The organism is Amycolatopsis albidoflavus (genome assembly GCF_039525725.1).
GTDB lineage: Bacteria > Actinomycetota > Actinomycetes > Mycobacteriales > Pseudonocardiaceae > Amycolatopsis > Amycolatopsis albidoflava.
In genome coordinates this window covers 997,461-1,021,824 of record NZ_BAAAHV010000012.1, presented here as the reverse complement: position 1 = coordinate 1,021,824, position 24,364 = coordinate 997,461, and the positions used below count along the sequence as shown (strand labels likewise).

Annotated in this window: 7 protein-coding genes; 6 read left to right on the top strand and 1 reads right to left on the bottom strand. The window is 71.7% G+C overall.

The genetic code is table 11. The features are described from left to right. From ABD156_RS22945 to ABD156_RS22930, 4 genes are read left to right on the top strand one after another with little or no spacing between them, the layout of a single operon-like run. Positions 1–4,902 carry an amino acid adenylation domain-containing protein gene (locus tag ABD156_RS22945; RefSeq protein WP_344277115.1) on the top strand — a complete coding sequence of 1,634 codons (4,902 nt, stop codon included), beginning with the start codon at positions 1–3 and terminating at the stop codon, positions 4,900–4,902. After that, entirely contained in the window at positions 4,899–17,906 is a 13,008-nt protein-coding gene (locus ABD156_RS22940; protein WP_344277112.1) for an amino acid adenylation domain-containing protein, read from the top strand. The genes ABD156_RS22945 and ABD156_RS22940 overlap by 4 nt, the downstream gene beginning before the upstream one ends. A gap of 20 nt (positions 17,907–17,926) precedes the next feature. After that, on the top strand, positions 17,927–18,874 hold the full coding sequence (locus ABD156_RS22935) for an ornithine carbamoyltransferase (RefSeq protein WP_344277109.1): 948 nt from the start codon (positions 17,927–17,929) through the stop codon (positions 18,872–18,874). Further along, complete coding sequence (locus ABD156_RS22930; protein WP_344277106.1) at positions 18,871–20,115, top strand: MFS transporter; 1,245 nt, start codon at positions 18,871–18,873, stop codon at positions 20,113–20,115. The genes ABD156_RS22935 and ABD156_RS22930 overlap by 4 nt, the downstream gene beginning before the upstream one ends. Before the next feature lie 70 nt (positions 20,116–20,185). On the opposite strand, the gene ABD156_RS22925 is transcribed toward ABD156_RS22930, so the two are convergent. Then, a complete protein-coding gene (locus ABD156_RS22925; protein WP_344277103.1) occupies positions 20,186–22,324 on the bottom strand; it encodes an MMPL family transporter in 2,139 nt (712 codons plus the stop codon). Between the two features lie 134 nt (positions 22,325–22,458). On the opposite strand from ABD156_RS22925, the gene ABD156_RS22920 reads away from it, so the two are divergent. After that, on the top strand, positions 22,459–23,733 hold the full coding sequence (locus ABD156_RS22920) for a sensor histidine kinase (RefSeq protein ID WP_344277101.1): 1,275 nt from the start codon (positions 22,459–22,461) through the stop codon (positions 23,731–23,733). Continuing rightward, positions 23,721–24,362: a response regulator transcription factor gene (locus tag ABD156_RS22915; RefSeq protein ID WP_344277098.1), complete on the top strand. Its 642-nt coding sequence runs from the start codon at positions 23,721–23,723 to the stop codon at positions 24,360–24,362. Before ABD156_RS22920 ends, ABD156_RS22915 begins: the two co-directional genes overlap by 13 nt. Positions 24,363–24,364: the final 2 nt, after the last annotated feature.

The following is a 24,364-nucleotide window of genomic DNA, read 5'->3' as shown; positions in this document are numbered from 1 at the left end:
ATGACCACTGGGGCCGCATCCACGTTGGCCAAGCTCGTGGCGGCACGCGCGGCGACCGTGCCGCGAGCTGCAGCCGTGCTCGAAGGAGACGAAACGACCAGCTACGCGGCCTTGGCGGAGGCCGCCGAGCGGGTGGCGGCGAGGCTGCACGCGCGCGGGCTCGGACCGGAGAGCCGGGTCGGCGTGTGCCTGCCGCGATCGGCCCTGACGGCGGCCGCGTTGCTGGCGGTGTGGCGGGCCGGCGGAGCCTTCGTGCCGCTGGACGCCGACCACCCGGCCGACCGGCTCGCCTGGACCGTGCGGGACGCTGACATCCGGGTCGTGCTCACGGTCCGCGAGCTGGCACCCGTCATCGCCGCGACCGGCGCGGAGCCGCTGTGTGTCGACGAGGACGAGACCGGCGTCGCCGAGTGCCCTGCCGTCGACGTGCATCCCCACACGGCGGCGTACGTCATTTACACGTCGGGCTCGACCGGCCGTCCCAAGGGCGTTGTCGTGCCGCATCAGGGCATCGCCAACCGCGTCATGTGGGCCGTGCATCGGCACAGCCTCGCACCCGGCGACCGTGTGCTGCACAAAACGGCGCTGACCTTCGACGCGTCCGTGTGGGAGGTCTTCGCGCCGCTGATCTGCGGCGCGACCGTGGTGATGGCGCCGCCCGGCGCGGAGCGCGACCCGGCAACGCTGGTGGATCAGCTTGTGCGGCAGCGCATCACGGTGTTGCAGACCGTGCCGTCCGTGCTGCGTCTGCTCGTCCGCGAGCCGGCATGGTCGCGGGCGAAGTCGTTGCGGCTCCTGTTCTGCGCGGGCGAGCCGCTGCACGCGCAGGTGTGCCGGCAAGTCTTCGCGGGCGTGCGACCGGTGTTCTGGAACACCTACGGTCCGACGGAGTGCTCCGTCGACGTCACCGCGGCCGAGGTGGAACCCGCACAGGAAACGGGGCCGATCCCCATCGGGCGGCCGCTGCCGAACGTCCGGGTGCAGGTGCTCGCGCCCGACGGCCAGCTGGCGCCCGTCGGTTCGCCCGGCGAGCTGCACGTGGCGGGCATCGCGCTGGCCCGCGGCTATCTCGGCCGTCCCGATCTGACTGCGGAGCGCTTTCTGCCCGATCCCTACGGACCGCCTGGGTCGCGCCGCTACCGCACCGGAGACCAGGTTCGGTGGCGGCCGAACGGCGAGCTGGAGTACCTGGGGCGTCTGGATCACCAGCTCAAGGTGAACGGCGTCCGCGTGGAGGCGGGCGAGGTCGAGGCGGCGCTGACCGCCCACCCCGGCATCGCCGATGCCGCCGTAGCCGTACGCGACGGCCGGCTGGTCGGCTACTACGTGTCCGAGCGGGACGTCGACCCGGCATCGGTGCGTGCGTGTGCCGCCGCGCGACTGCCGTCGGCCATGGTCCCGGCTGCATACCTGCGACTGACAGCGTTGCCGCTCACCACATCCGGCAAGATCGACCGTGCCGCACTGCCGGAACCGGCGCGTCGAACCGGCGGCGCACCACTGTGCTCCGAGCTTGAACACACCGTCGCCGTGGTCTGGACGCGACTGCTCGAGCGTGCCGATGTCGCCGCGGACGACGACTTCTTCGCGCTCGGCGGCTCCTCGTTGGAGCTGACCCGGTTGGCGAGCGAGCTGCGCGCCGAAACCGGCGTGGACATCCCGATCGGCGAGCTGTTCGCAGCCACCACCGTGAGCGCGCAGGCAGAGTTGCTGGCACGGTTGGACGGCGTCGTGGAGCCGATTCCGACCGGTCCGCGGGGGGTGCCGCGTCCCCTGTCCTCGGGCCAGCGCCGCCTGTGGTTCCTGGACCGGATGCGTCCCGGTGATCCGGAGTGGACGGTCCCGCTCTTCATCCGGCTGCCGGCCACGGTCGGCGAATCGACCGCGCGTCGCGCTTTGGCCGCACTCGTCGCCCGGCATGAGGTGCTGCGCACCCGGTACCTCACGGTGGCCGGCGAACCGATGCAGATGGTCGAGGACGACGCCGAGATCGAACTGCGCGTCGCTGGATACTCCGCCGCCGTGGCCGAGGAGCTGAAGCGGCCGTTCGATCTGTCCGCCGGCCGCGTGATGCGCGGCCTGCTCACCCCGGCCGGTGACGAAACGCTGCTGTTGCTGACGTTTCACCACATCTCCTGTGATGGCGCGTCCACTGTGGTCATCGAACGCGAGCTGCGACGGCTTTGCGCGCACGCGGCGGCTGAGCTGGGCGATCCCGGCGTCCGCTACGCCGACTACGCGACGTGGCAGCAGAATCGCCTCACCGACGAGACGCGCAAGCGCGAACTCGGCTACTGGCGTTCCGCCTTGGACGGGGTGGAGCCGCTCGACCTGCCCACGGATCGCCCGCGTCCGGCCGAACGCGACTCGGAGGGCGGCCTGGTCTCCTTCACGCTGCCGCCGCGCCTGGTGGACGAGGCGATCACGCTGGGCCGCGGCCACGGCGCGACGCCGTTCACCACGCTGCTCACCGTGTTCGCCATGCTGCTGGCGAAGTACACGGGCCAGCGCGACATCCCCATCGGGACGCCCGTCGGCGGCCGCCACCACCCGGACCTGGCCGATGTGGTCGGTTTCTTCCTCAACATGCTGGTGCTGCGCTGCGACCTCGCCGCCGACCCGACCTTCCGCGAGGCGCTGGCCCGCACACGTGCCACCGCCGTAGCGGCCCTCGGCGCGCAGACCGTTCCGTTCGAGGAGGTCGTGGAGGCGATCGCGCCCGAGCGCGACCTGTCCCGCACCCCGCTTTACCAGGTCAGCTTCGACCTGCATGAGCAGGGCCGCTCTGGCACCGCGGTCGCCGCGGACGACTTAGCCGCCTTCGCCGGGGCGTGGCGCATCGCCAAGACCGACCTCACGCTCATCGTGCAGCGCCGCGAAGACGGGGGGATGGACGGTGTGCTGGAGTACGCGACCGCGCTGTTCGACCGCGACACGGCGGAGCGCATGGTCGCTCGCTTCCAGCGGCTCGTCGAGGCGGCGGTCGCCCAGCCGGACGCCCCGATGTCCGCGCTGTCGCTGCTCGACGACCGCGAGCGGGCCGAGCTGACCGGTCCGCCGCCGCTCGGGCGGCCGGTGGCCGACTGCCTGCACGAGGTGTTCGAGCAGCAGGTGCGGCGCCGCCCCGACGCCGGGGCTTTGAGCGTCAACGGACGGAGGCTGACGTACCGCGAGCTGAACGAGCGGGCGAACCGGCTGGCCCATCACCTGCTCGCACACGGCATCGGACCCGGCTGCCTCGTCGCGGTGCACCTGGAGCGGGGCCCCGACTTGGTGCCCGCGCTGCTGGGCGTGCTCAAGGCGGGGGCCGGTTATCTGCCGGTGGATCCGGCGCAGCCGACCGAGCGGGTGCGGCACATCCTCGCCGACGCCGAGGCCGCGGCGCTCATCGCGGACGAGCCCACCGAGCTGTTCGCCGGCCCCGTGATCGTGCCGGCACGAGACGCGGAGGCGCTGGCCGCGCGGCCGGACCACGACCCCGAGCCGGCCGCGGAACCGGGCGACATCGCGTACGTCGTCTATACCTCGGGCTCGAGCGGGCGTCCGAAGGGAGTCGGCATCACGCATGCCCAGGTGGCCCGGCTGTTCGACAGCACGGACGCCGACTTCGAGTTCAGGGACGACGACGTGTGGACGATGTTCCACTCCTACGCCTTCGACTTCTCGGTGTGGGAGCTGTGGGGCGCGTTGCTCCACGGTGGCAGGGTCGTCGTGGTTCCGCAGATGGTCACCCGGTCGCCGGCCGAATTCCTCGACCTGCTGGTGGACGAGGGCGTCACGATGCTGAGCCAGACGCCGTCGGCGTTCAGCGGCCTGGTGGCGCTGGCCGGGGACGACCGGATCGATCGGCTGGCGTTGCGGGCGGTCGTGTTCGGCGGCGAGAAGCTGGAGGTCGCGGACCTGCTGCCGTGGGTGCGGCGCGTCGGCTTGCACCGCCCGCGGCTGGTGAACATGTACGGCATCACGGAAACCACGGTGCACGCCACCTGCCGGGTGATCGGTGCGGCCGACCTGGACCGCCCCGCCGCCAGCCCGATCGGCGTGCCGCTGGCCGACCTGTGGATCCGGCTGCTCGACCGGGACGGCCGCCTGGTGCCGTCCGGGGTGACGGGGGAGATCCACGTCGGCGGGCCCGGGGTGGCGGCCGGCTACCTCGGCCGGCGAGAGCTGACCGCGCAACGCTTCGTGCCCGACCCGTACGGGCCGCCGGGCGCGCGGCTGTACCGCAGCGGCGACCTGGCCCGTCGCCGGCCCGACGGGGACCTGGAGTTCCGGGGTCGAGCCGACGACCAGGTGAAGATCCGGGGCTTCCGCATCGAGCCAGGGGAGATCGCCGCGGTGCTCGCCGAGCACCGGGACGTGCGGGACGCGGTCGTGCTGCCGTACGAGCCGGCGCCGGGGGACCGGAGGCTGGCCGCGTACGTGGTGCCGGCGGCGTCCGAAGCGGACGTCGGCGAGCTGGCGGCGCATTGTCGTCGACGGCTGCCGCACTACATGGTGCCGGCGGCATTCCTGTCGCTGGCCCGGATCCCGATGACGGGCAACGGCAAGGTGGACCGCGCCGCGCTGCCGTCGCCGACCGCCGCAGCGGCCGCCTGGGCCGGGCACACGCCGCCGAGCACGCCGACCCAGCACGTGGTCGCCGCCATCTGGACCGAGCTGTTCGGCGTCGAGCGGATCGGCGTCGACGACAGTTTCTTCGCATTGGGCGGGCATTCCCTGCTGGCGCTGCGGTTGGTCGCGCGTCTCGGGGAGGAGTTCGACGTGGACATCCCGGTGCGCACGGTGTTCGAGCACCCGACGGTGGCGCAAGTCGCCGAGACCGTGGAGACCGAGGTGCGAGCGCAGATCGACGCACTGACCGACGCCCAGGTTCGGGCGATGAAGGAGAGCAGAGCGTGAGCACGGGGGAGACAGAGCTGCCCGACGACGTGGCCGGGGACCGGGAGGCGCTGCTGCGCGCCAGGCTCGCGGGAGGCGGCCGGCACCGTGCCGGTATCGCGCCCGCCGACCGCACGGCGCCGCTGCCGTTGTCGTACGGGCAGCAGCAGATGTGGTTCCTGAACCGGCTGGATCCCGGCAGCCCGGAGTACCTGGTGCCGGTGGCGCTGCGCATTTCCGGGGCGCTCGACGCGGCCGCGCTGGAGCGGGCCTGGCAGCAGGTCCTCGCCCGGCACGAGATCCTGCGCACCCGCTACGAACTGGTCGGCGGAGAGCCCGCGCAGGTGGTCGACGAACCGGGATGGTTCGCGCTGCCCGCGGTGGACGTGGCGGAGGAGGACGTCGCCGCCCAGGTGGCCGAGGCCGCGACCGCGGGCTTCGACCTGGCCGCCGAGTGGCCGGTCCGGGCGACGCTGCTGCGGCTGTCCGATGTGGACCACGTTCTCGTGCTGGTGCTGCACCACATCGCCTGTGACGCTTGGTCTTTCGGCATTCTCGCGGCGGACCTCGCCGAGTTCTACCGGGGCGGAACGGTCGACGCGCTGCCGATCCAGTTCGCCGACTACGCGGCGTGGGAGCGGACCACCCAGGACGGCGAGCACCGTCGGCACCTCGCGCACTGGAGGGCTGAACTGGCCGGCCTGCTGCCTGTGGAGCTGGTGACGGATCGGCCCAGACCGGCCAGCCGGGACTGGCGGGGCCGGGTGCACCGGTTCGCCTTCCCCGCCGGACTGGCCGACCGGGTGCAGCGGGTGGCGGCCGACCGCGGCGTCACTGTGTACACCGTGCTGCTCGCCGCTTGGCAGGCACTGCTGGCCCGCCATACGGGCCAGACCGACATCCCGGTCGGCACGATGGTGTCCGGCCGGGATCGCCCGGAGCTGCGCTCATTGATCGGCTACGGCGTGAACACGTTGGTGATCCGTTCGCGCTGGACCGGCGACCCGACGTTCGACGACCTGCTCGGCGTTGTGCGCGACACCGTGCTGACCGCGTTCGACCACCAGGGTGTGCCGTTCGCCCGGCTCGTCGACGAGTTGCAGCCGCAGCGCGACACCGCACGCACGCCGTTGTTCCAGATCGCCTTCACGCTTCAGGAGGCGCGCGAGCAGGCGTGGCGGCTGCCCGGGCTGGACGTGCTCCCGGTGGACGCGGAGTCGACTGTGTCGCGTTTCGACGTCACGCTGGTTGTCGACCAGTCGGCGGACGGTTCGCTCCGCGGCGAACTCGAGTATGCGACGGCGTTGTTCGACACCGCGACCATGGAGCGTATGGGCGACCATTACCTGCGGTTGCTCGACCAGGTGGCGGCGGACCCGACGACCCGGCTCAGCTCCGTGTCCGTCCTCGGCGCGGACGAGCTTGCCGTGGTGCTGGGGCAGCCCACGGTCGACGTGCCGGTGACCGAGCCCGTCCATGAGGCTTTCGAGCGGCAGGCCGCCGCTGCACCGGACGCCATCGCAGTCACGTGCGACGGCCGGCACCTGACGTACCGAGAGCTCAATGCCAAGGCCAACCGCATCGCACACCGCCTGATCAACCTCGGCGCCCGGCCCGAAGCGCTGGTCGGCGTGTGCCTGCCGCGCGGCCTGGACCTCGTGCCGACACTGCTGGGCGTACTCAAGTCGGGCGCTGCCTACCTGCCGCTTGATCCCGCCCAACCGGCCGACCGGCTGGCCTACATGCTTTCCGACGCGAAGGTGACCACCGTGGTCACCGACACCGGGCAGCTGCCCACCGTGACTCGCGTGCACGACGGCGATGTGGTCGTCGTCGACGAGCTCGACGAGCGGCGCGAGGACAACCCGGCGGTGGCGGTCGATCCGGACAACCTGATCTACGTCATCTACACCTCCGGCTCCACCGGCCGCCCCAAGGGCGTCGCCCTGAGCCACCGCAACGTGCTGCGGCTGCTGCTGGCGGCGCGGCCGCACTACCGGTTCACCGCCGAGGACGTATGGCCGCTGTTCCACTCGTACGCCTTCGACGTATCCGTGTGGGAGCTCTGGGGCAGCCTCCTGTACGGCGGGCGCCTGGTGGTGGTGCCGCAGGCGGTCACTCGGTCCCCGGACGACCTCCTCGACCTGCTCGTCGCCGAGCGGGTGACCGTCCTGAACCAGACCCCGTCCGCGTTCCGCGGTCTGGTCGCGTTGGCCGGCGCCGGCGACCCCCGGATCGACCGGCTCGCACTGCGGGCGATCGTGTTCGCGGGCGAGAAGCTGGAGATCGGCGAGCTGACGCCGTGGCTGGACCGGGTCGGCCCGGATGGCCCGGCCCTGGTGAACATGTACGGCATCACCGAGATCACCGTGCACGCCACCTACCACGAAGTGGCCGGCGAGGATCTCCGTCCCGGTGCCGGCAATCCGATCGGGCTGCCGCTGTGCGATCTCAGCATCCGGCTGCTCGACGCGGACGGCGTCGTCGCGCCGGTGGGCTGCGTCGGCGAGATCTGGGTAGGCGGCCCCGGTGTCGCGCGTGGCTATCTCAACCGGCCGGAGCTGACCGCGCAACGCTTCGTTCCCGACCCGTACGGTCCGCCTGGCGCCCGCGCGTACCGCAGCGGCGACCTGGCTCGGCGCCTGCCGGACGGGCGGCTGGAATTTCTCGGCCGCGCCGACCACCAGGTGAAGATCCGCGGCTACCGGGTCGAGCTCGGCGAGATCGAGTCGGTGCTGTCCGACCACCCGGCTGTCCGGGACGCCGTGGTCGTGCTGCGCGAGGACGCGCCGGGGGACCAGCGTCTCGTCGGCTACCTGGTGCCCGAACCAGGCGTCGCTCCGCCCGCGCCCGCCGAGCTGGTCGCGTCGCTTTCCCGGGATCTGCCGGAGTATATGGTGCCGGCCGCGTTCCTTGTGCTGGACCGGATCCCATTGACCGCCAACGGGAAGCTCGACCGGGCCGCGCTGCCGGCGCCCGGCCGCGACGCCCTCGGCGTGACCGCCGGCATGGTGCGGCCGCGCACCGACGACGAGCGCCGCGTCGCCGCGGTGTGGCAGGAGGTGCTCGGCGTCGAGCAGGTCGGCGTGCACGACAACTTCTTCGAGCTGGGCGGGCATTCCATCCGTGCCGTCGCGGTGGTGGGCGCGCTGCGCGAGGCAGGCTTCGACGTGACCGTGCGGGATGTCTTCGAGCATCGCAGCATCGCCGAGCTGGCGGCGGCCGCGGCGACTCGGTCCGGTCCCGCTGCCGAGACCAGCGTCGCACCGTGGCAGCTGATCGGCCCCGCCGACCGCGCGAAGGTGCCGGACGGCGTGACGGATGCCTACCCGCTGTCGCAGGTGCAGGCCGGCATGGTCGCCGAGATGCTGGCGGACGGCGGCCGCCGCAACTACCACAACGCCACGTCGTTCCACGTGCGCGACGAGGAGCCGTTCCAGGCCGAGGCATTCGGCGCGGCGGTCGCCGCCGTGGTGGCGCGGCACGAGGTGCTGCGCACCTCCATCGACCTCGACACGTATTCGACGCCGATGCAGTTGGTGCACGCCACGGCAGAGATGCCGGTGACGGTGCACGACCTGAGCGCGCTCGACGTACAAGCGGTCACCGAGGAATTGCGGGCGTACGGCGCGGCCCAGCGGCGGCTGCTGTTCGACCTGACCCGGCCGGGGCTGCTGCGTCTGGCCGTGCACACGACGGCCGACGGCACGTGGTGGCTGTCCATCACCGAGTGCCACGCCATCATCGAGGGGTGGAGCCATCACAGCCTGCTGATGGAGGTCCTGGACCGCTACCGCTGCCTGCGTGACGGCGTCGAGCACCGGCCCGATCCGCTGCCCGCCCTGCGCTACGCCGACTTCATCGCGGCCGAGCTGCGCGCGTTGGATTCGGCGGACGACCGCAAGTACTGGGACGGCATCGTACGCGACTACCCGACGATGGCGCTGCCCCACGGTTGGGGCGCAGACGACGAGACCGCGCCGCCGGTGCATCGCCTCGCCGTCCCGTTCGGCGACGTCGAGGACGAACTGGCCGCGTTGGCACGGTCGGTCGGCGTGCCGTTGAAGAGCGTGCTGCTCACCGCGCACCTGAAGGTGCTGAGCCTGCTCGACGGCGAGCGCGAGCGGTTCCACACCGGTCTGGTGCTGCACGGCCGGCCCGAGGTCGCCGGCGCGGACCGGGTGTACGGCATGTTCCTGAACACGCTGCCGATCGCGTTCGACGGCGCCGCCGGCACCTGGGCCGACCTGGTCGCCTCGGTATTCGCCCGGGAGACGGAGATGTGGCAGCACCGGCATTTCCCGATGCCGGCGATCCAGCGCGCGGCGGGCGGCCGGCGGCTGATCGAGAGCATGTTCCTCTACCTGGACTTCGACCAGGTGGACATGGACCTGGTCGACTACCTGGCCAGCATCGACGACAGCCCGACCGAGTTCGCGCTCGGCGTCTCCGTCCGGCTCGGCCACGTCGGCCTCGCGGTGGACACCAGGGTGATCAGCCCGGCGAACGCGGAGCGGCTGGCGTCGCTGTATCGGTCGGTGCTGGTGGCGATGGCGGCCGGCCGCCACGGCGACGCGTCGGCGGGGCTGTTGCCGGACGGCGACCGGCCGCTGCTGGAGACATGGCGGGACACGGCGACGCCGGAACGCGAGCCGGGACTGGTGCATGACCTGGTCGAGCGCATGGCCAGGGCCGCACCCGACGCGGTGGCAGTGATCGCCGGGGACTCCCTGCTGACCTACCGCGAGCTGGACGAGAGCGCCAACCGGCTGGCACACCGGCTGATCGCGGCCGGCGTCGCGCCCGGCGACCTGGTGGGCGTCTGCCTGCGCCGCGGGGCTGAGCTGGTGCCGACGCTGCTCGCGGTGTTCAAGGCCGGCGCCGCCTACCTGCCGATCGACCCCGACTACCCACGGCCGCGCCTGGAGTACATGGTCGAGGACAGCGGCGCCGCCGTCGCTGTCGGCCAGGACGGCCTGCTGGACTGGTGCGCCGGGCGCGTCGCCGTGGTGGACGTCGACGACGACCTGAACGCATACCCGGCGACAGCCCCGGCCGTGGAACTGACCCGAGCGGCGCTCGCGTACGTCGTCTACACGTCCGGGTCGACCGGCTGGCCCAAGGGCGTCCAGGTCACGCATCGGTCCGTGGTCAACTTGCTCGACTCCTTCGGCAGCGACCTCGACGCCGGCGACAACATGCGCTGGCTGGCGTTGACCTCGCTGTCGTTCGACATCTCCGTGCTGGAGCTGTTCCTGCCGCTCGCCGTGGGCGGGACAGTCGTGCTCGCCCCCAAGGCGACCGCGGCCGACGGTGAGGCGCTGGTGGCGCTCGCCGACGAGCACGGCGTGACCCACGTACAGGCCACGCCCTCGGGCTGGCAGGTGCTGCTGCGTTCCGGCTACGACCGGCCGGGGACAGTCGCGCTGTGCGGCGGTGAGGCGCTGCCGCCGGAGCTGGCGGACGACCTCGTCGCGGCGTCCTCGCGGGTGCTCAACGTCTACGGCCCCACCGAGACGACAGTGTGGTCCACGACCTGGGAGGTGCCGCGGTCGCGGCGCGCGGTGTCCATCGGCCGCCCGCTGGCCAACACCGCGTGCCATGTGCTCGATCGCGACGGCGGCCAGGTGCCAGTCGGAGTCGTCGGCGAGCTGTACATCGGCGGTTCCGGCCTCGCGCGCGGCTACCTGGGCAGGCCGGAGCTGACCGCCGAGCGCTTCGTTCCCGATCCGTTCGGGGGCGCCGGCGCGCGCATGTACCGCACCGGCGACCTGGCGCGGTGGCGCGGGAACGGCACGCTCGACTTCCTCGGCCGCGCTGACGCCCAGGTCAAGATCCACGGTCACCGCATCGAACCCGGCGAGATCGAGCAGGCGGTGCTGGCCCATCCGGACGTCGTCGAGGCAGTGGTGCTCGCGCTGCCCGGCACCGACGGCGAGGATCAGCTGATCGGGTATGTCGTGCCCGCCGCGCAGCCGAGCGAACCCGGCGCGGCGCGCCCGTGGGTGGACGACTGGGGCTCCGTCTACGACTCGCAATACGCGGCGATGACGGGGGATTCGGGCTTCACCTCTGACTTCTCGATCTGGGCCAGCGGTGTCGACCGCACGCCGATTCCGTTGGAACAGCTGGAGGAATGGCGTGCCGCGGCGGTGGCCGTGGTGCTGGCGCGGCGTCCGCGTCGCGTGCTGGAGATCGGCGTCGGCAACGGCCTGGTCCTGGCCGGCATCGCGCCGCACGTGGAGCGGTTCGTCGGACTCGACGTCTCCGCCGTGGCCATCGAACGGCTGCGCTCGTTCGTCGCCCGGGATCCGGTGCTGGCGCCACGGGTCGAGCTGCGCGCCCAGCCGGCGCACGTGTTCGACGGGCTGCCCGAGGGCGGCTTCGACGCCGTGGTGCTCAACTCCGTCGTGCAGTACTTCCCGAGCGCCGCCTACCTCGACGACGTCGTGCGCGGGGCGTTACGCCTGCTGGCCGACGGCGGCACGGTGTACCTCGGCGACATTCGCAACCACCGGCTCGCCGACCTTCAGGCGACGTCGGAGGTGCTGGCGCACGCCACGCCGAACGCCTCCGCGTCCGCGCTGCGCGCCGCGGCCGACCTCCGCGCGTTCGAGGAGAAGGAACTGTTGGTGGATCCCGACTTCTTCGCGTCGTTCGCGGACGTCGCCGAGGTCGATGTGCGGCTCAAACGGGGGCACAGCCACAACGAACTGACGCGCTACCGCTATGAGGTCACGCTGCGCAAGCGCGCCGCGGTGAACGGCGAGGTGGCCGGGACTCCGGAGCTCCGATGGGGCCGCGACCTGTCGAGCCTCGCCGAGGTGGCGGCGCGGCTGGCATCCCAGCCGCGGCGCCTGCGGGTCGGTGCCGTGCCCAACGCCCGGCTGGACAGCCACGTCCGCGCTGCCGCCGCGTTGCGCGACGGCGTCGCCGCCGAGGCGGCGCTCCGCATGTTCGGCGAGGGCGGCGGCGTGGAGCCGGAGGCCCTGTACGAACTGGGTGAACAGTTCGGCTACCACGTGGCCGTCACCTGGAACGGGGCGGCTGACGACGGCAGCTTGGACGCGGTGTTCAGCACCGGGCCTGTCGCCTCGGCGTACCAGCCGTCATCGCGGCGGCGTACCAGCGACCCGATGCGGGCGCAGCGCGCCGGCCTGCTGTCGGCCGCGGTCCGCACGCACGTGCGCCAGTGGCTGCCGGAGTACATGGTGCCGTCGGCCTTCGTCGTGTTGGCGAGGCTGCCGCTCACCGCGAACGGAAAGATCGACCGGTCGGCGTTGCCACGTCCGAACACTGTGACCGCCGCCGACCGGGTGGCGCCGCGCACCGACCTGGAGCGCCGGGTGGCCGACATCTGGGCCCAGGTGCTCGGTGTCGACCAGGTCGGTGTGCACGACGGCTTCTTCGACCTGGGCGGCCACTCCATTCGTGCCATCACGCTGGCCGGGGCGCTCCGCGACGCCGGTTTGGACGTCGGTGTCGGGGACATCTTCCGGTTGCGTACGGTGGCGGGCCTGTGCGAGGTCCTCGCCGAGCGCGGCGACGTCCTGCCCGAGCGTTCGTTGGCCGAGCGGTTTTCGATGGTCTCGGCGACCGATCGTGAGCGGCTGCCCGCGGACGCCGTGGACGCGTACCCCCTGTCACAGGTGCAGTTGGGCATGCTCGCCGAGATGTTCGGCGACACCGAGCTGATGGCCTATCACAACGTGGTGTCGTTCCTGGTCCGCGACGACCGGCCGCTGTCGGTGCCCGCGCTGCGCCGGGCCGCGCGGGTCGTCGTCGAGCGGCACGAGATGTTGCGTACCTCGTTCGACCTCAACGGTTTCAGCACGCCGACGCAGATCGTGCACGAGACGGCGGAACCGTCGATCGAGGTCGTCGACATCCGCGAGGGGCCGGCCGAGACCCGGGAGCGGACTGTCCGTGAGTACGCCGCGCGGCAGCGCACCACCGGATTCGACCTGGCCACGCCGCCGCTGCTGCGGTTCGGCGTGCACGTTGACGGCGAGCGGTCGTGGTGGATGACGGTCACCGTGTCGCACCCGATCAGCGAGGGGTGGAGCCAGCGGCTCATGTTGTTGGAACTGCTGGAGTGCTACCGGGCGCTGCGCGAGGACGCGGAGCCGCCGGCGCGGTCGCGGCCCGCTGTCCGCTACGCCGACTTCATCGCCGCCGAGCTGGCGTCTCTGGAGTCCGATGAGGATCGTGAGTACTGGGCAGGCATCGTCGGCGGCCATGAGCGGTTCACCTTGCCGAAGGCGTGGCGCGGCAGCGGTCGCGAGGCGTACACGCTCAAGGTCGGCTACCGGCACTGCCTGCCGGGGCTGCGCGAACTGGCCAAGGTGTCGGGTACGTCGTTGAAGAGCGTGTTGCTGGCCGCGCATCTGAAGGTGCTGAGCCAGTTGACCGACGAGCGACGCTTCTTCACCGGCCTCGTCTACAGCGCGCGGCCCGAGATGGCTGGTGCCGACCAGGTGTACGGCATGTACTTGAACACGTTGCCGGTGGCGTACGAACGTGGCGCACTGACCTGGCGCGAGCTGGTCGCCAGCAGCTACGAGCGGGAGACCGAGGGCTGGCCGCACCGGTGTTACCCGATGCCGGTCATTCAGCGCACGCACGGCGATCGGCAGGCGTTGCTGGACGTCCGGTTCAGTTTCCAGGACTTCGACCGGATGCAGGACGACGCGGTCGACGGCGGGGCCGTTTTCGGAGAGGACGCCACCGAATTCCCGCTGGCACTGGCGACGGTCGGCACGGACCTGTTGCTCACCTCCAACACCGGCGCCATCGCGCGCCATCACGGCGAGCGGCTGGCAGAGATGTACCAGCTGGTGCTGACGGCGATGGCCGCCGACGTCGACGGCGACGCGACCGAAGTGTTCCTGCCCGCGGGCGAGCCCGTGCTGGCCGAAACACCGGCTGAGCCGGTCACCGCGTCGGTGTGCCAGCAGTTCGAGGCACAGGCCACCCGCACGCCGGCCGCGGTGGCGATGCGGTTCGACGAGGCCGAATTCAGCTACGCGGACCTGGCTGCCCGCGCCAACCAGTTCGCGCGGCACCTGCGTGGGCTCGGCGTCGGCCGGGGCGACGTGGTCGGCGTGCTGCTGGACCGCGGCCCCGACCTGGTTGCCTGCCTGCTCGGCGTGTGGAAGGCGGGCGCGGCGTATACGCCGGTCGACCCGTCGTTTCCGGCCGAGCGGGTGCGTCGGATGCTCGCGGACGCGGGCGTGACGGCCGGCGTGACGCAGTCCGGCCATGCCGAGGCCTTTGCCGGGCTGGACCACGTGGTGCTGGCAGACCGCGACCGCGCGGCCATCCGGGCGGCCTCGACCATCGTGCCGCAGCGGCGAACCGAGCTGGACGAACTCGCGTACGTGATCTTCACGTCTGGCTCTACGGGACGGCCCAAGGGCGTCGCGGTGACGCATCGCGGCCTGGCCAACCATGTGCGCTGGGCGGCCGAAGAACTGGCCACCCGCGGCACCGGCGGTGCCGCGGTGTTCTCCTCCGTCGCCTTCGACCTGGTGGTGCCCAACTTGTGGGGCGCGCTGGTCAGCGGCCGACCGGTGCGGCTCGCGCCGCAACAGCTGGACAACGCCGGGCTGGGCGAGTGGCTGCTGCGGCACGGCCCGTACAGCTTCCTCAAGCTGACGCCGGGACACCTGGAACTGCTCGGCCACCAGCTCGACGCCGCGCAGGCGGCGGGGCTGGCCGGCGTCATCGTGGTGGCCGGCGAGGCATTGCCGGCCGAACTGGCGGCCAGGTGGCTGCGGATACTCGGGCCCGGACGTCTGATCAACGAGTACGGCCCGACCGAGGCTTCCGTCGGCACCACCATCCTGCCCGTCGAGGCACCCCCCGCCGGCGACATCGTGCCGATCGGCCGGACGCTGCCCGGCATGGCCGCGAGGGTGCTCGACCACGCCATGCGGCCGGTGCCCGCCGGCGCTCCCGGCGAGCTGTACGTCGGCGGTGTCGGGGTGGCCCGCGGCTACCTCGGCCGCCCGGACCTGACCGCCGAGCGCTTCCTGCCCGACCCGTACGGGCCGCCCGGGGCGCGCTGCTATCGAACCGGCGATGTGGCGTCGATGTCCCAGGACGGTGTGGTCGACTTCCTCGGCCGCGCCGACGAACAGGTGAAGATCCGCGGCTATCGCATCGAGCTCGGCGAGATCGCCGCGGTGCTGCGCGAACACCCGGCGGTCCGGGAGGCGGTCGTCGTAGTGCGGCCGGACACCAGGCTGGCGGCGTACTACGTGTCGGCCGACGACGTCGACCTCGTGGGGCACTGCGCCGAGCGGCTGCCGGAGTACATGCTGCCGGCCAGCTACCGGCGGCTGGACCGGATACCGCTGAACGCCAACGGCAAGGTGGACCGGACGGCGCTGCCGGCCGACGCCGAGCCCGGGGACGCCGGCCGCCCGGCGTACGAAGCGCCGGCCACCCCGACCGAGCACCTGCTCGCGGACATCTGGGCCACCCTCGTCGAGGTGCCGCGGGTCGGCAGGAGGGACACGTTCGTCGGGCTGGGCGGCCACTCCATCCTGATGATCCAGATGATCGCGGCGGTCCGGCAAGCGGGCCGGCAGCTCTCGTTGTCGGTGGTCTACCAGCACGAGGCGCTGGCCGAGCTGGCCGCCGCGCTGGACGCCGAGAACGAGGCCGACGGCCCGGTGCAGACCGCCGGGCAGGACCTGGACGGCGCCGAGGTCGAGCTGACTCCGGTGCAGCGGCGTTTCCTCGAGCTGCCGGGCGATCCGGCGCGGTACACGCAGACCGCGTGGGTCGCTGTCGACCCCGAACCCGATCCGGTCCACGTTGATGCCGCACTGCGGGCTGTCGTCGCGCACCACGACGCCCTGCGGCTGACGCTGTCCCGGGTGAACGGCGAGTGGCGAGCGAGCGTCGCCGCGGACGTTCCGGACGATCTGTTCCGGCTCGCCGCCGGCGACGAGGCGTCGGAAGCCGAGGCAGTGCTGCGTGGTCACCGCCTCGACCGCATGTTTCAGGCCGTGCTGTTCCGGGGCGACGCCTGCGCGCCGGCGAAGCTGCTGCTGAGCGCGCACCACTTGGCGGTGGACATCGTGTCGTGGTCGATCATCCTTGGCGATCTCGACACCGCGTACGAGCAGTCGGCCGCCGGCCTGGCTGTGGAGCTGCCGGAGCGCACGACGTCGTGTCAGCACTGGGCCCGCCGGCTCGTCGAACACACCCCCGAGGTGGAGGCGGAGGCACCGTACTGGCTGAGCCGGATGGCGGTGGAGCCACTGCCGGTTGACCACGCCGACGGCGCCAATACCGTCGCAGGCGCCCGATCGGTGCGGTCGAGCCTGCCGGCCGATCTCACCGCCAGGCTGATCCGGGACCTGCCGGCGGCGAGCGGCGCGACCGCGGAGGAGGCGGTGCTCGCGGCGTTCGCCACGGCCGTCGCCAAGTGGAGCGGCGGCGATCGGGTGCTGCTCGAGCTGGAGGGCCACGGTCGGCAGGCGTTGTTCGACGATGTCGACCTCTCGCGCACAGTCGGCTGGTTCACCAGCATCTATCCGGTCACGCTGTGGGCGCCGCCCGGGCGTGAGCCGCGGGCGGCGCTGCGCGCCGTCCGCGACCAGCTGCGAACCGTGCCGGAACGCGGCATCGGCTACGGGCTGCTGCGCTACCTGTCGCCGGACCCGGCCCTGCGCGAGTCGCTGGCGTGCCTGCCGGAACCGGAGATCGTGCTGAACTACACCGGCCACGGCTCGATCGGCGGTGGCGCGAGGCGACGGTTTTCGTTGGCGCCGCAGGGGCTCGGCGGCGCGAGCGACCCGGACCGCCCCCGGCCGCGCCTGCTTCAGGTGTCGATCGGCGCGCACGGCGATCAGTTGCACGCGCACTGGGGCTACTCCCGCGCGGTGCACGACGAGGCGACCATCACGGCGTTGGCGGAGCAGTTCATCGTCGAGCTGTCCGGCATCGTGCGGGAGGTCTGCCCGCAGCGGCGGTCCATCGCGGTGTCCCCGCCCGCGGAGGCCATGCGGCGTCACGGCGTGCCGGCGACGGCGGTCGCGGTCATCGAGGACGGTGAACCGGCCGGCGTGCACAACTTCGGCGCGCTCCGTGCCGGCGGCGACTCGCCGGTCACCGACGACACGCTGTTCCGCGCCGGGTCGATCAGCAAGCACGTGACCGCCGTCGCGGCGCTGCGGATGGCCGGCGACGGGATACTCGACCTCGATGCGGACGTCAACGAGCTGCTCGCGTCGTGGCAGCTGAGGGCCGGTCCGCGGCCGGTGACCACCCGGATGCTGCTGCGACACCTCGCCGGCCTCACCGTGGCGCACAACAAGGCGTACCGGCCGGACGAGCCGGTGCCGACGCTGCCGGAGCTGCTCAGCGCGGAAGGGGTGCGGGCGGAACTGCCCGCGGGCGAGACATTTCGCAAGAGCAACGCTCACTTCTGGGTAGTGCAGCAGCTGATCGAGGACGTCACCGGCCGAGGGCTGGCCGAGGTGGTGCACGACCTGGTGCTGGCTCCGCTCGGGATGACGCACAGCAGCTTCGACCAGGCGTTCCCGGCCGTCTCCGGACTGCCGGTGGCCCTCGGTCACGACGAGCACGGCGACGTGCTGCCACACGGATGGGCGATCACGCCGGCGTTGGCCAGCACCGGCCTGTGGACCACCGCCGCCGACCTCGCCCGGATGACCGTGGAGATTCGCCGCGCCTACGTGAACGCGGGCGGCACGGTGTTGACGCAGGAGCTGGCAAGGCAGCTGTTGACCACCGGGGACGCCGCGGTGCTGTACGGGTTGGGCACCTCGGTCGACCACACCGGTCGGGACGTCGAGTTCGGCCACGTCGGCGAGTCGGCAGGCTACCGCTCGATGATGCTCAGCCGGATGGCCTCGGGCAACGGCTTCGTCGTGCTCACCAACGGGGAGAACGGCAAGGAGGTGCACCGGGCTGTCGCCACCGAGATCGGATCCCAGCTGGGCCGGCAGTTCGGTGTCGCCCAGGCGAAGACCGCCTGGAAGGACTGACCGGAGTGGAAGGACCGACCGTGGCACGACACCTGATCTGCATCGACGATCTCGGCGACGACGACCTGCGTTCCATCGTCGCCCGCGGCGCGCACTTCGGCGAGCACGGCGCCGGCGACGCCCGGCCGCTGGCCGGCGCCGTGGTCGGCGTGCACTTCCGCAAGACGTCCACCCGCACGCGGACCGCGTTCTCCAGCGGCACACTGCGGCTGGGCGGCCACCTCGTCGCGTACGGCCCCGACGACCTGCAAACCAATACCGGAGAGACGATCGCCGACACCGGGCGAGTGTTTTCCCGGATGCTCGATGTGCTCGTGGCCCGCACCGCGGGGGATCCTCTCGAGCTGCGCGAACTGGCCGTCGGCGACATGTCTGTGGTGAACGCGATGAGCGCCGATGAGCATCCCACGCAGGCGCTGGCAGACCTGAGCACGCTGACCTGGCACTTCGGCGGCGTCAGCGGGCTGCGTGTGCTGTACGTCGGCGAGGGCAACAACACTGCGGTCGCGCTCGTGCTTGCGCTGAGCCGCTACGAGCGGGTGCGGCTGGAACTGCGCACGCCGCACGGTCATGGCGTCCCCAAGGAGGTCATGGACCGTGCGGCCGACGTAGCGGCCCGCAATGGCGGCTCTGTGCGGCAGCGGCACGACATGGCCGACCTGCCGCCGGCCATGGACGTCATCTACACGACGCGGTGGCAGACCACCGGGACGGTGAAGGTGCATGAGGACTGGCGTGACCGCTTCGCGCCGTTCCAGGTGGACAGTTCGCTTTGGCGGCACAGTCCGCGCGCGGTGTTCATGCACGATCTGCCCGCGCACCGGGGCGAGGAGGTCACCGCGGAGGTGCTCGACGGGCCAGCCAGCATCGCGTTCGACCAGGCGGCCATGAAGCTGGCCAGCGCGATGGCGGTGCTGGAGTGGTGCCGGGTCGGCTGTGTGTCGCCATTGGCCGGTGCGGTCGGGTGAGCGTCCCGGAGTCGACACTTCCGGTGCCGTTGCGCCGGAATCGGGATTTCCTGCTGCTGTGGACGGGAGCCGGGGCCACCATGCTCGGCGCCCGCATCACGGCCATCGCCTACCCGATGCTCGTGTTGTGGCACACCGGGTCCGCTGTCGAGGCCGGTGTGGTCGGCTTCGCCGCCCAGCTGCCGAACCTGCTCGTGCAGATCCCGGGCGGGTTGCTGGTGGACCGCTACGACCGGCGGCGGATGATGATCGCCTGCGACGTGGGCTGCCTGCTGGCGACCGCCAGCGTCGCGGTCGTCGTCGCGGCAGGCGGATTCTGGCTGCCGCAGCTGGTGCTGGTCGCGTTCGTGCAGGCCGCGTTCGCCGTGATCTACCAGCTGGCCGAGCGCGCCGGGGTGCGGAACCTGGTGCCCGCCGAGCAGTTGCCCGCAGCGCTGACCCAGAACGAGGCCCGCGGCCGCGCGGCCGGCCTGCTCGGCCAACCCGCCGGCAGCGCGCTGTTCGGCCTGCTGCGCTGGGCGCCGTTCGCCGCCACCGCCGTCACCCACCTGCTGTCGCTCGTCTCGCTGCTGCTGATCCGCAAACCGCTGCGCTCGGAGACGACGCGTGCTCGCCGGCCGTGGCGGCACGAACTCGCCGAAGGCGTGGCCTGGACCTGGCGGCAGCGCTTCCTGCGCGTGGTGCTCACGCTCATCGCCGTCAGCAACATCCCGTTCCAGGTGGTGCCGCTGGCGCTCATGGTGCTCGTCAGGGACAGCGGCAGTTCGCCGGCGGTGATCGGCCTTGTCACCGGTGTAGGCGGCGTCGGGGGCCTGATCGGCGCGGTCAACGGCACCTGGTGGATGCGCCGGCTCAACCTCAACGCCATCGTCGTCGGCGGCCTGGCGGTATGGGCCCTGCTGATGGCGTTCGTCGCGTTCACCTCCGGTCTGGTGTTGCTGAGCGCGCTGTTCGCCGCGATCGCTTACGTCGGGGGCTTGTTCAACGTCTGCGGCGGCGTGTATACGGTGCGCATCACGCCGGACGAGCTGATGGGCCGGGTCGGCGGCGTCGCCACGTTCGTCAGTTCCGGCACCAACGCCCTCGGCCCGCTCGTCGGCGGTGTGCTGCTCGACTCGTGGGGCACCGGCCGCACAGTCGGCGCCATGAGCATCGTGATGGCGTTGCTCGCCGTAGCCGCGGTGCTCAGCCCGACGGTGCGCACGGTCTCCGGCACGGAGCACGGCCGCCGGCTCGTCTGATCCGCCGAAAGCGGGAGGAGCCGACCAGCCGGGGGAGTGGCTGGCCGGCTCCATTCGCGACGCCCGGCTGTCAGGGAATCGAGGACAGCTGGCGCGGGTCGTCGTGCTCGCTCAGCCCGAACCGGGCGTGCAACCGGCGCAGCGGCCCCGGCGCCCACCAGTTCCACTTGCCCATCAGCGTCATCGTGGCCGGCACCAGCAGGCAGCGCACGATCGTGGCGTCGATCAGCACCGCCACGAAGAGGCCGATGCCCAGCTCCTGGATGTCGGCGAGGCGGGCGGTGGCGAAGCAGGCGAACACCACCAGCATCAGCAGCGCGGCCGAGGTGACGATGCGTCCGGAGCGTTGCAGGCCGTGTCGCACGGCCACATCGGTCCGCTGCCCAGCGTCGTGGAACTCCTTGATCCGGGACAGCAGGAACACCTCGTAGTCCATGGAGAATCCAAACCCGAACGCGAACACGGTGACCAGCAGGTACGGGCTGATCCCGGTCTGCACGAGCATCCCGAGCGGCCGCGCCAGCACGCCGTGCTGGAAAAGCAGCGTGAGCAGGCCGACGGTGGCGCCCAGGGAGAGCACGTTCATCGCGACCGCCTTCAGCGGCACCAGGATCGAGCCGGTCATGAGGAACAACAGCACGGTCATCGCGAGCAGGGTGATGACCAGTGCCCACGGCACGCCGGCGGCCGTGCGGCCGAGCAGGTCCACCAGCACCGCGCTGTCGCCGCTCACCCATGACTGAACGCCTTCTGGCCGATGCTCTCGCAGTCGGCTCACCAGATCCTTGGCCGCCGGCGCCTGGTCGTCCCCGCGGGTGTCCATCACGACGGACGACAGACCGCCGCCCTCGGAGACCGCCGGGTGCACCTGCGCCACCTCAGGGTCGGACCGCCATCTCGCGGCCCAGGAGTCGAGTGCATCCGGCGACGTGCGCGCGACCACCTGCACCGCCGGTTCAGTGGGCAAGCCGTAGTTGTCGTGCAGCACGCTGTCCACCTGCACAGATTCCAGCGTCGGCGGCAGGCCGGCGATTTCCGGCAGCTCCACCGCCATGCTGGCGGCGGGCGCGGCCATCCCCACCAGCGCGGCTGTCACCACGACGGTGACCAGCAGCGGCTTGCGCTGCGTGAAACCGGCGAGCCTGGCGAAGAAGCCGCGCTCCAAGTCCTCCGGCGACTTGCCCTGGGCGGCTCGCATCCGGGCGACGGCCCGCTTCGACGGCTTCACCCAGCGCCCGAATATACTCAGCAGCGCCGGGGTGAGCGTGAGCGCGGCGAGCATGGCCAGCAGCGCCGCTGACACGCCGGCCGCGCCGATCGCTTGCAGCCGGGGCATCTGGAATGCCAGCAGGCCGACCAACGACACCACCACGGTCAGGCTGCTGTAGAGGATCGTCGAGCCCGCGGTGCGCCACGTGCGTTCCACCGCGGTCGCCCGATCGTGGCCTGCCGCCAGTTCCTCGCGGAACCGCGACACCAGCAGCAACCCGTAGTCGATGGACATGCCCAGGCTGAGCAGTGTGGCCACGCTCAAGACGGTGTTGTCCATCTGCACGAACAGCGCGAACACGAACAGCGCGGCGAACGCGCCGAGCATGGTCGCCACCGAGGCGATCAGCGGCAACAGCGCGGCCACGACGCCGGCGAACACCAGGATCAGCACGATGAGCGTGATCGGCAGCGCCAGCGACTCGGCCTGCGCGAGGTCCGCCTGCGACGCCGTGTTCGCCTGCTGCGCCATCACGTCCGGGCCGCCGATCCGCACCGACGCGCCCGGCAGTTGGGAGCCGAGCTCGCGCAGCCGCTGTTCGGCGGCGGTCATCACGGCCGGCTGTGCCTTGCGGTCGAAGCGGTCCAGCGACACGGGCACCGCGATGCCCCGGTCGTCCCTGGCGGTCACCAGCGGCCCGACGGACTTGATGTGCGCCATCGCCCGTACGTCCGCGGCGGCCTTGCCGACCGCCTGCCCCACCGACGGCGCCCTCGCGTCGATGCCCTCCACCACGGCGGTGAACTGCATGCCGTGGTCGCCGTGGGCGAGGATCTCCTGGACGCCGGCGTCGGACTCCATGTCCTGGATCGGGCGCGCGGCCGAGGTGCCCACCAGCACCGGTCCGACGGCGACGCCGCCGATCACCACGATCGCCGCCCAGACGCCGACGACCCACCACCGGAACCGGAAACAGTTGCGTCCTAGACGTGTCAGCATGCGATCAAGCCTGGGGCGCGGCCCGCGCCACCACATCGGCTCCAGCATCCGACTTCGTCTGGGTGCTAGCTACCAGACACACAGTGGCGTCAGAACGATGGTGGCCGGCGTTGGCGATCTCTAGGCTGGGCGGCGTGACGGGGGACACGATGCGCGGTGCCGCCCGCGCCGTCCTGGTCGGACCCTGGTCGGCGCGGACCTGGCAGGCGTGCGCCCACCTGCTTGCCGGTTTCCCGCTCGGCCTGCTCACCTGCTTCACCGTGGTGCTGCTCGGCGGCGTGACCACCGGACTGCTCGTCACCTTCGCCCCCGCCCTGGTCACGCTCGCGGCCCTGCTGTGGTGCGTGCGCGGCTACACCGCGTTGCAACGCGACAGGTTCGCCACGCTGCTCGGTGTGGTCATCGACCCGCCCGCGCACTGCCGCGAGGAACCCGGGCGCGTGCGGCGGCTGCTCGCCGAGGCTGCCGAACCCGGCACCTGGCGGCAGTTCTGCTACCACCTGCTGGCCGGGCCGTTGGGCGTCGTCGGCTTCGTCGTCACCACCGTGCTCTGGACCGTCAGCACGATGTGCGCGCTGGTCTCGTGTTACGCGTGGGCTCTGCCTGCCGACAGCGCGTTCGGACGGCACCTGCACACGCCGTCGATGGTCATCGAGCTGACTGTCGGCGGGCTGCTGGTGTTCCACCTCGCCCCGTTCGTCACAGTCGGGTTGGCCGCCGCCGACACATGGCTGGCCAGAACGCTGCTCGGCCCCACCGACATCGACAGGCTGCGCAGTCAGCTCGTCTCCGTGACGCAGAGCAGGAACGCGGTGCTCGCCGCCGCCGACGCCGAGCGCAGCCGCATCGAGCGCGACCTGCACGACGGCACCCAGCAGCGGCTCACCGCGCTGGCCATCAACCTGGGCATCGCCAGGCAGACCCTGCCGGACTTGTCCGGGCCGGCGAGGGAAGTCATCGAGCAGGCGCACGAGGAGACCAAACAGGTGATCGCCGAACTACGCGGATTCGTCCGCGGACTCCATCCGGCCGTGCTGTCCGACCGCGGCCTGGATGCGGCGCTGTCCGGCGTAGTGGCGCGGTCTCCGGTGCGTGTCCGGCTGAGCGTGGACGTGTCGGAGCGACCGTCGCCGACCGTGGAGTCCGTGGCCTATTTCGTGGTCTCCGAGGCGCTGACCAACATCAGCAAGCATGCGGAAGTCGGTGCCGCGGAGGTGACCGTCGCCCGGAACGGAGCGACGTTGCGGCTGGTCATCGCGGACGCCGGCCGGGGTGGCGCGGACGAGGGCGGCGGCACGGGCCTGCGCGGTCTCACGCATCGTGTCGCTTCCGTCGGCGGAAGCTTCCGCTGCGACAGCCCCGTCGGCGGCGGCACGACGATCGAGGTGGAGCTGCCGTGCGAGTCGTGATCGCGGAGGACTCACTGCTGCTGCGCGAGGGATTGGTGCGCGTGATGCAGGGCCCAGACCTCGACGTGGTGGCGGCAGTCGGGGACGCCGACGAACTGATGCGCGCCGCTGCGGAGCACAGGCCGGACCTGGTGGTCGTGGACGTGCGCATGCCCCCGTCGCACACCGATGAAGGGCTGCGCTGCGCCTTGGTGCTGCGCAGGGAGCAGCCCGGCCTCGCAGTGCTGGTGCTCTCGCAGTACGTGGAGGAGCGCTACGCCTCCGAACTGCTGTCCGGCGACGTGCGCGGTGTCGGCTATCTGCTCAAGGATCGCGTCGCGGACATGGCGGAGTTCCTGGACTCGCTGCACCGCGTCGCGGCCGGCGGCACTGTGCTCGATCCCGAAGTGGTGTCGCAGATCCTGGCCCGCCGCCGCGACGACGCGCTGGACCAGTTGACACAGCGCGAGCGGGGCGTGCTCGGGCTGATGGCACAGGGCCGGTCCAACTCGGGCATCGCGGACGCGCTCGTGGTGAGCGAGAGCACTGTTGCCAAACACGTGAACAGCATCTTCGGCAAGCTCGGCTTGGCCACTGTGGACAGTGACAACCGCAGGGTGCTCGCCGTGCTGCGGTATCTCCAGAATTGAGG